The sequence below is a fragment of the Thiorhodococcus minor genome (genome assembly GCF_010820565.1).
Lineage (GTDB): Bacteria > Pseudomonadota > Gammaproteobacteria > Chromatiales > Chromatiaceae > Thiorhodococcus > Thiorhodococcus minor.
On record NZ_JAAIJQ010000032.1, the window covers coordinates 57,116 to 67,326 of the forward strand.

A 10,211-nucleotide genomic window follows, 5' to 3' on the forward strand; every position below is an offset into this window, starting at 1 on the left:
ATGACGTTTCCGGCCCGGACGAGACTCAAGGCGTAAAGCGCCCCACGGCTGCGGGGATGCGCGCTATGGCGTCCTCATAGCTCGTGCAGCTGCCATCGAGATCCTTGAGGATATCCACCGCCTCGATGAAGAACTGATCCTGCAGATCGGCAGGCAGTTGCGTGTACAGGATCTGGACGCGCTCCTGCTCGGCGATGAAGGCCAGGGAGACCCGCACCCGGTCGGCCAGCAGGCGCTGCTCGACGAGGGATTCGGGATTCGCCCAGGCACCGTTGATAAGGGCGACGACCAACTCCTCACGCTGCAAGCGCCCTGCGGCCAGGTCTTCCAGCCAGTAGCTCAGTCCCTCAGCGTCGGGGGCGCGGTCGAACAGATTCCAGTAGAGCGCCTCGAGCAGGCCCTCGTTGTCGAGCAGGGCGGGGAAACGCTCCTGTACCGTCGGCTGGTCGAAGAAACTGCGCGCCACGCTGGTAATATTCCAGTCGGCTCGGGTCTCAACGGCCTCAGTCCAGTAGTCGACGCCTTCGATATCGGGCGCCTCGCCGAAGTTGGCCACATACAGCTCGACGACACGCCAGCGGGTATCACGATCCACCGGACCACGCTCGTCCCAGCAGTTATCACAGGTGATGTGCACAGTCGCGGTGGCAATGTTGGAGTCCTCGAGTCCATTGTTGGCCACATAGCTGAAGCTGTCGAGCTGGTCACTGTCGCAGCTATCTAGGGGGGTTGGACGATACTCGAAACCGCCGTCAGCAGTTGCGATCAGTGTACCCAAGGTTGGTTGGCTGACAATCTGCGCGGTCAGGCTGAGGCCACTAGGATCACGATCGTTGCGCAGCAAGCCGGGCGCAGCGCTCTGCAGCAGGCTATCGAAGGGCACGACATAGTTGTCATCGACCGCGACCGGCGGCCTATCGGGAATGCTGATCGGTCCGTAGCTCGCAAACACAGTACAGTCGGCCATCACCGCTCCAGTGGTGTAGAGATCGCCGACGAGCGATCCATCGCAACCGCTAGTCGTCACCTCGAGCAGCTCATAGAGGGAGTCCGGAATGAGCTGGAAGCTGACGGTCTCCCCCTGCCCGATGACCTGAGGATCGCTAGGCTCGACCGTTCCGCCTGCGCTCGCCTGCGGTGTGACGGTGACCTGGGCTTGCGCCGTTCTTGAGAAGCCAACCTTTGTTCGCTGGTCGCTCTGGATGTTGGTCAGCGCGCATTGCGTGCTTTGACCCGCAAGCAGGCAGGCGCCGTCCCAGTGCGCGACCTGATAGCCGGCATCGGGCGTGGCGGTACAGGTGCTGGAGCCTCCCGCCGAGACGCTGCTGGGCGTGCAGCTGACGGTGCCGTTACCGCCGTCGACCAGGGCGGTGACGCTGAAGGTGTCGGGCGTTCTGGCCGCGAAGCTGACGGTGGCGGTCTGGTTCTTCTGGATCTTGGGCAGATAGCACTGGGTGGCGGCGCCGGCACTGGCGCAGTCACCGCCCCAGGCGGCGACCTGGTAGCCGGCGTCGGGGGTGGCGGTACAGGTGCTGGCCTCACCCTTGGCGACGGTGGTCGGGGTGCAGCTGACGCTGCCGTTGGCCCCATCGACGCTGGCGCTGACCTGATAGCTGCCGGGCAAGGCATGCAGGAAGCTCACGGTCGCAACCTGATCGGCATGGATCGCGCTGAGCTGGCACTGCGTCTGGCTGCCGGCGCTAGCGCAATCCCCGCCCCAGGCCTGCACCCGGTAGCCGGGATCGGGCACGGCGCTACAGAGGCTCGAGCCGCCATCGGAGACGGTTCCAGGGCTGCAGCTGACCGCGCCATGGCCGCTGTCAACGGTGGCGCTGACGCTATAGCTGGCTGCGGGGATGGGCTCGAAGCGCACGGTCGAGTTCTGATCGGCCTGAATGTTACTGAGTGCGCAGTGAACGATGTGGCCGGTCGCGGCACAGGCGCCGCTCCAGACCGCGACCTGATAGCCGGTGTCCGGCACGGCGGTGCAGCTGGCGCTGTCGCCTTGCGGGACCGTGCTCGGCGCGCAGCTGACGCTGCCGTTGGCGCCGTCGACCGTGGCGCTGATGTTGAAGTCGGGCACCGCTTGGGCCACGAAGCTGACAGTGGCGCTCTGGTCGGACTGGATGTTGGTCAGAGCGCACTGGGCCGCGTTGCCAGTGCCCGTGCAGGCACCGCCCCAGTCCTGGATCTCCCAGCCGGCATCGGGCACGGCGGTGCAGCTGCTGCTATCGCCGGCGCTGACGGTGCTGGGCGTGCAGCTGACATGGCCGTTGCCGGCGCTGACGGTTGCGCTGACGCTGTAGCTGGCCGCCGGTAGCGGGGCGAAGCTGACGCTGGCGCTCTTGTCGGCCTTGATCTTGGTCAGATAGCACTGCGCCTGCGTGCCCCGGCCGGCGCAGTCACCGTCCCAGCTGGCGACCTGGTAGCCAGTCTCGGGCACGGCGGTGCAGGTGCTCGCGCCGCCGGAATCGACCGTGGTGGGGGCGCAACTGACCGTGCCATGGCCAAGCGTGACGCTGGCGCTGACATGGTAGGCGTCGACCGGGATGGGCGTGAAGCTGACCGTGGAGGTCTGGTCCGCCTGCACGTTGGTCAGAGCGCAGTCGATGTTGGTGCCGGCGCTCGCGCAGGCGCCGCTCCAGCTGCCGACCTGGTAGCCGGCATCGGGCACGGCGGTGCAGCTGCCGCTGTCGCCTTGGGGCACCGTGCTCGGTGCGCAGCTGACGCTGCCGTTGCCGCCCGTGACCGTGGCGCTGAGGCTGTAGGTCGGCACCGGCAGCGCGGCAAAGCTAACCGCGGCGCTCTGGTCGGCCTGCACATTGGTCAGCGCGCATTGGGCCGCGCTGCCGGCGCTGGCGCAGGCGCCGCTCCAGCTCTGAACCGCATAACCGGCATCGGGCACGGCGGTGCAGCTGCTCGCACCGCCTGCGCCGACACTGGTCGGGCTGCAGCTGACATGACCGTTACCGCCAATGACCGTGGCACTGACGCTGTAGCTGGCCGAGGGGATGGGCTCGAAGCTGACGGTCGCGCTTTGATCGGCGCGGATCTTGGGGAGATAGCACTGACTGTTACTGCCCCAGGAGGCGCAAGCGTCACCCCAGCTCTGGACCTGGAAGCCAGCATCCGGCACGGCACTGCAAGTGCTGCTCTCACCCTTGCTGACCGTGGCAGGGGTACAGCTGACGCTGCCGTTGCCGCCGGTGACATTGGCGCTGACGTGGTAGCTCGCCGGTGGCAGGGCGCTGAAGCTCACTGTGGAGCTCTGGCTGGCCTGGATGTTGGTCAAGGTGCACTGGGTATTGGTCCCGGCGCTGGCGCAAGCACCGCCCCAGCCCGCAACCTGATCGCCAGGGCCAGGCACGGCCGTACAGCGACTGCTGCCGCCGGCGCTGACGTTGGCCGGGGTGCAGCTCACGGTTCCGTTACCCGCGCTGACGAGCGCACTGACACTATAAGTGCTCGGCGGGATGGCCGCGAAGCTGACCGTGGAGGTCTGGTCGGACTGGATGTTGCGGAGGCTGCACTGGGCTTGACTGCCAGACGCCGCGCAGGCGCCGCTCCAGCTCTGGACCTGATAACCGGCGGCGGGCGCCGCGGTGCAGACGCTGTCATCCCCGGCTCTGACCGTAGCGGGTGTGCAGCTCACGCTGCCGTTGCCGACGCTGACCGTGGCGCTGACTCGATAGCTCACCGGTGGGAGCGGAACAAAACGAACCATTGTTCGCTGGTCGCTCTGGATGTTGCTCAGCGCGCATTGCGTGCTTTGACCCGCAAGCAGGCAGGCGCCGTCCCAGTGCGCGACCTGATAGCCGGCATCGGGCACAGCGGTGCAGGTGGTGCTGCCACCGAGGGGGACGTCACTGGGCGTGCAGCTGACGGTCCCGTTGCCGCCATCGACCAGGGCGCTGACGCGGACGGTCGCGAGGGTCTTGGCCGCGAAGCGGACGCTGGCGGTCTGATCCTTCTGAATCTTGGGCAGGTAGCACTGGCTGCTGGTGCCGGCGCGCGCGCAGTCACCGTCCCAGCTGTCGACCTGGTAGCCCGGTTCGGGGGTGGCAGTACAGGTGCTGGCCGCGCCCTTGGGGACGGTGACCGGCGAGCAGCTCACCGACCCGCGGCCGGCGCTGACCGTGGCGCTGACATGGTAGCTGCCGGGCAGGACATGGGCGAAGCTGACGGTGGCGTTCTGATCAGAATAGATCTGGTCCAGCGCGCATTGCGTCTGGCTGCCGGCCCCGGCACAGTCCCCGCCCCAGGCCAGCACCCGGTAGCCGGGATCGGGCACCGCGGTGCATCGCACCCCGCTGCCGGCGGTGACGGTGCCGGCGCCGCAGCTGACCGCGCCATGACCGCTGGTGACGGTGGCGCTGACGGTAAAGCTGGCCGCGGGGATGGGCTCGAAACGCACGGTCGAGGCCTGATCGGCCTGGACGTTACTCAGGGCGCAGTGGACGGTGTGGCCGGTGGCGGCACAGGCGCCGGTCCAGGCCGCGACCTGATAGCCGCTGTCCGGCACGGCGGTGCAACTGGCGCTGTCGCCTTGCGGGACCGTGCTCGGCGCGCAGCTCACGGTGCCGTTGGCGCCGTCGACGCTGGCGATAACGCTATAGGTCGGCAGACCCTGGGACACAAAGGCCACGGTGGCGCGCTGGTCGGCCTGGATGTTGGTCAGGTCGCACTGCGTGGCCGAGCCGGCAGCGGCGCAGTCGCCGCCCCAGCTGTCGATGGCCCAGCCGGCGTCGGGCACGGCGGTACAGCTGCTGCTGTCACCAGCCGTGACCGTGGTCGGGGTGCAACTGACATGGCCATTACCGGCGCTGACGCTGGCGCTGACGCTGTAGTTGGCTGGCGGCAGCGGGGCGAAGCTGACGGTGGATGTCTTGTCGGCCTTGATTTTGGTCAGATAACACTGGGTCTGGGTACCCCAGCCGCTACAGTCCCCGCCCCAACTGGCCACCTGGTAGCCGGTATCCGGTACTGCGGTGCAGGTACTGGTACCGCCGGGGTTGACGGTGCTCGGGGTGCAACTGACCGCACCATGACCGAGTACGACGCTGGCGCTGACATGGTAGCTGCTGGGCGGGATGGCCGCGAAGCTGACGGTGGAGGTCCGATCCGCTTGGATATTGCTCAGCGCGCAGTGGGCGTTGGCGCCGGTGGCGGCACAGGCGCCGGTCCAAGCCTGCACCTGATAGCCGGCATCGGGCACGGCGTCGCAGCTACTGCTGTCGCCTTGGGGCACCGGACTGGGCGCGCAACTGACCGTGCCGTTACCGCCGCTGACCGTGGCGCCGATTGTGAAGGTCGGCACCGGCAGGGCGCTGAAGCTGACGCTTGAGACCTGGTCGGCCTGGATGTTGGTCAGGTCGCACTGGGCGGCGCTGCCAGTCGCGGCGCAGTCACCGCTCCACGCATCGACCTGATAACCGGCATCGGGCACGGCGCTACAGGTGCTGGCATCGCCGGCGGTCACACTGGTGGGGCTGCAGCTGACATGGCCGTTGCCGCCGCTGACCGTGGCGCTGACGCTGTAGCTGGCCGGCGGGATGGGCGCGAAGCTGACGGTGGCGGCCTGGTCGGCACGGATCTTGGTGAGGTAGCACTGGTCCTGACTGCCCCAGGAGGCGCAGGCATCGGTCCAGGCGGCGACCTGGTAGCCGGCGTCGGGCACGGCGGTGCAGGTGCTGTTGCCGCCCTTGCTGACCGTGGTCGGGCTGCAACTGACGCTGCCGTTGCCGCCAGTGACGTTGGCGCTGACGTGGTAGCTGGCCGGCGGCAGAGCGCTGAAGCTCACGGTGGAGCTCTGGTTGGCCTGGATGTTGGTCAGGCTGCACTGGGTATTGGTCCCGGCGCTGGCGCAGGCACCGCCCCAGCCCGCAACCTGATCGCCAGCGCTGGGGACGGCCGTGCAGCGACTGCTGCCGCCGGCGCTGACGTTGGCCGGGGTGCAGCTCACGGTTCCGTTACCCGCGCTGACCACTGCGCTGACCACTGCGCTGACACTGTAGGTGCTCGGCGGGATGGCCACGAAGCTGACCGTGGAGGTCTGGTCGGCCTGGATGTTCTTCAGCAGGCAGTAGGCATTGCTCCCGGTCGCCGCGCAGGCGCCGCTCCAGCTCTGCACCTGATAACCGGCGCCGGGCACCGCGGTGCAGGCGCTCTTGCCGGCGGCGCTGACCGTGTCGGGTGTGCAGCTCACGCTGCCGTTGCCGCCGCTGACCGTGGCGCTGACGCTATAGGTCGCGGGCGCGCTGGCCACGAAGCTGACTGTCGAGCCCTGATCGCTCTGGATGTTGGTCAGGATGCACTGGGCGTTGCTGCCGGCACTGGCGCAGGCTCCGGTCCAGCTCGCCACTTGGTAACCGGAGTCAGGTATAGCCGTGCAGGTGCTGCTGTCACCTGCGCTAACCGTCGCAGGCGTGCAGCTCACGCTGCCGTTGCCGCCGCTGACCGTGGCGCTGACGTTGTAGGTGCCGGCCCCAGTCCCGTCGACCGCAACCTGGTCGGGGGAGCTAGTGCTATTGGAGACGACCTCGATGATGCCGACCTCGACACCAGCACTGAGCGGCGTGAAGTCGACGTCGAAGGTGCAGCTGGTGCCAGGAGCGACGGTGGTGCCGCTGCAGCTGTCGTTCTGCACCACGAAGCCGCGTCCCTGAACGGTCGTCACGGAAGTGATGTCAAGCGGGATGCCGCCGCTGTCGGTGACGGTCACGGTCTGCGCGGCCGAGGTGCTGCCGACGGCGATCGTCCCGAACGAGAGGCTGGCGGGGGTGATGTTATCCACCGGGGCACCGCCGCGCCCGGACAAGGCGACGTCGAGCACGCGCCCGTTATCGTAGGGGATCTCAAGCGTACCTGTGTCGGCGCCGACCTGGCTGGGGTCGAAGCTGATCTCAATCTGACAGGTTCCCTGCCCGGCCAGGGTCGTCGAGGAGCAATCGTCGCCGACGATGCTGAACTGCACAGGGGTGACCGTGCCGCTGACCGCGGCGGCACCGATTTGGGCGTCCTGGATCGCCGTACCTGTGTTGGTGATGGTAACGGCGAGGTTCGCCACTCCGTTCTGAACGCCGAAGTCCAGGTGGGTGGGCGAGGCGCTCAGGCTGACGGCGGCAATGCCGTTGCCCGAGAGTGCGACGCTGGCCGAGGGGTAGCCGCTGGCGCCGGGGATGGTGAGGGTGCCGGTGGCCGGGCCGGTGGTGGTGGGGTTGAAGGTGACGTAGACGACGCAGGACGAGCCGGCTTGTGAAGATGGCGGGAGGGTCGTGCCGGAGCAGTTGCTGGATTGCACGGCGAAGTCGCCGCTGGCGCTGGGCTGCCCGAGCGGAAGGCTGCGGATCGGGCTCGCGTTCTTGACAAACACGAACTGCCTCGCACTGGCGGTGCCGACGGGTACGTCGCCGAAGTCTCGGCTGGTCGGGGTCGGCACCGGCGCCGGTGGCTCGACGCCGCTGCCGAGCAGGTTGACGCTGTCGGGCGAGGTGGCGCCGTCGGATTCCATCGTGAACAGGCTGGCGCGGGCGTTGAGCGCACTGGGAGTGAAGCGGATGCTGACCTGGCACTGGCTGCCGACCGGCACCGTCTGTGGATAGGTGTTGCCGCAGCTGTTGTCGCCGAGCTTGAAGTCCCCGCCCTTGAGCTTGAGCAGGTCGACGGTGAGCGGCCCGGAGCCGCTCGTGTTGTCGATGGTGATGGTGTCGGTCTTGCTGGCACCGAGCTCGACCTGGCCGAAGTCGAGTTTGTCCTTGGGGATGAGCTGGTCGCCCGTCACCCCGGTGCCGGCGGCATGCAGCGTCACCGGGAAGCTCTGCGGCGTGCTGCTCTCGGAGGTGGTATAGGTCAGGTCGAGCTGGACGTTGTCGGGGCCCTGCTGGGTGACGGTGAAGCGCACGGTGACGGTGCAGCTATTAAGGGTGCTGCCGCCGGTGAGGGGGCCGCTGGTGCAGTCCTCGCTGAGCACGCTGTACTCGCCAGCCGTGTCGCCGCTGATCGACACCGCGCTGATGTCCACCGAGGTGGAGAGGGAGCCGGTGCCGTTCTCGAAGGTGACGCTGCGGTCGATGGTCGTGCCGATGGCGCCGGAGCCGAAGTCGAGTGCGGTGGCGGAGCTCGAGAGGGCCGGGGAAGCGTACACGCAGGCAGGGTTGACGAGGTAGGTCCTTGCAGGCTGCGGATTGAGCCGGCTCTTGACCAGCACATCGCACTCACTGACTGCGTTGCGCAAGACGGCGACCGTCTCACTCACGCCGGTGATGCCGGCGAGCCCGGAGAGGTCGGTGAGCTGCGGGTTTGCAAAGACCTGAACCTCGCGGAGTGTCCCGCTCACGCCACCGAGTCCGTTCAGGTCCCGCAGGGCCGGGTTCTCTTCGACGAGCAGCTCGCTCCCGACGGACGCCAGGCTGGAGAGCGCATCCACATTCTCCAGCTTGTCGCACTTATTGATCCAGAGCTGGTCAGCGATGGACGTCAGGTTGTCGAGCCCGGCCAGATCGGTCAGCCCGTCCATGTCGAGAATCTGCAGAATCTCGAGGGCGGTGACCGACGACAGGTCCGTGAGCGTCGTCACGTTGGACAGGCGCGTGAGAAACAACTGGCTGAAGCCGCCGCCGGACAGCCCCGACAGCGGGTTGGCGCCGCTGAGTCCGGTCATGCCTGTCAGGGTGACAATATTGATGTCCCGGATCGGTGCGAGCTCGGCGGGCGAGATGCCCGCCAGATCCTCCAGCGCGACCCCGTCGAGGACCGGGAATGCCGCCGGGGTGATCGCGAGGAGGTCGGGAAGCGCCACATTTCCCAATCTCAGGCGTGAGGCGTTCGGCATCGCCGGCAGGGCGACGAGGTTCGAGATGGCTTGCAGGGTAACACTCTCGGTTGCCTGCGACGCGAGCCGCTTCAGCGTATCCAGTTGGTCCGACTGACTAGTGTCGAGGTCAACCTGACTCAGCGAGAGCCTTCGTGACGGAACCGGCACGCTGTCCCACTGGGTCCGATCCGTCAGTGGAAACCCGATGACGTTCAGATCCTCGATGGAGTCATTGGCGATGTTCCAGGCGGGGAGCTGGGTGATCTCGTCCGATGTGAGCGCGAGCGTCGTGTAGCAATCTGCGGGATCTAAAGCCGGCTGGCAATTCCTGGGTCCGATGCTGGTGAGACTCGCCAAGCCGCTGATATCGGTGAGCCGGTCGGGCTGGCCTGGGATGGCCGCCTTGACACTCAGTGACCCGACGTGGGCCACGTTGACGAGGCCGTCGAGGCTGGTCGGCGCGCCGATGTTCGAAAAGGACAGCAGCAGCTCCCCGTCCACCCGGGTCAGCTGACCCAGCGGCAGATAGAGGATCGTCTCAGCGCGTTTTATCGAGATCTCGAGATCGCCCGCCACGGTGGTGCATGGAAAGCTGTCGACGGCCGCTTGGGTATTCAGCACCAGCGTCAGCGTCGGGTCCGCGCAGTCGGCCTGCGTAAAGGGCGGACCCTTCCTGGCGGCCTGCGCGCCGGTCGAGAGCAGTAGTGCGAGCAGCGCCAGCGCGGCGAGGTTGACGAACCCAAGTCCGAAGCGAGATCTCATTAGGGGAGCCTCATGCAGGCAAATAACAATCATCCGATTCTAATGTGCTTCAAGGCAAAAGGTGTATAAATCCGGCAGGAATTCCCGCTGACCGCGGAGGGCAGCGGCGATGAGGGATCGGGACCGGCGGCAAAGATCGCCGGGCGCAAGCGCTCCTCGCATCGGCGAAGCGCATTGGTTTGGCTGGCTTGTTCTCCCCTCAAGACGACACTGCGCGCATGCTCGATCACGGCGGATGGCTAGGAGGTGTCGTGCCCCAAAGCGATCTGCGGTGGGGCGATGATGGACTGATAGAGCACCTCCCAGCTGGGGACGAGGCACAGATCGAAGCGGTTGCGCAGTTTGCGCCACAGCCGCGTCTTGGTCTTGGCGGCGGTGACGGCGGCTTGAAACGGCCGGCAGCAGCGCTGTTGGATCTGATCGATGAGGAAGGCCAGCATCATCAGGTGCATAAGCACGGTGCTGAGAGACTGGTAGCCGTGACCGAAGTTGTGCTCGAAGTGGTCGCCCTGGTTCTTGAGGGTATTGAAGGTCTCGTTTTCGACTTTCCAGCGTGCGCGTGCTCCTCGCATCAGCGTCATGAGGTTGCTTTCAGTGATCGGGAGATCGGTGACCCAAGAGAAGTGCTTCACCGTGC

General features: G+C 66.9%; 1 protein-coding gene and 1 pseudogene. Both read right to left on the reverse strand.

Annotated elements, in window-relative coordinates; all coding sequences use genetic code 11:
* Positions 1–25 precede the first annotated feature (25 nt).
* Positions 26–9,574 (reverse strand): InlB B-repeat-containing protein, encoded by a 9,549-nt coding sequence (locus G3446_RS12420; protein WP_164453153.1) that lies wholly within the window; start codon positions 9,572–9,574, stop codon positions 26–28.
* A 239-nt stretch (positions 9,575–9,813) separates the two neighbouring features.
* Positions 9,814–10,211, reverse strand: a pseudogene (locus G3446_RS27630) (hypothetical protein); the annotation flags it as partial.

What these genes read in the sequence shown, in the direction of transcription:
- G3446_RS12420 (WP_164453153.1), bottom strand. Translation starts at nt 9,574, where the DNA reads ATGAGATCTCGCTTCGGACTTGGGTTCGTCAACCTCGCCGCGCTGGCG.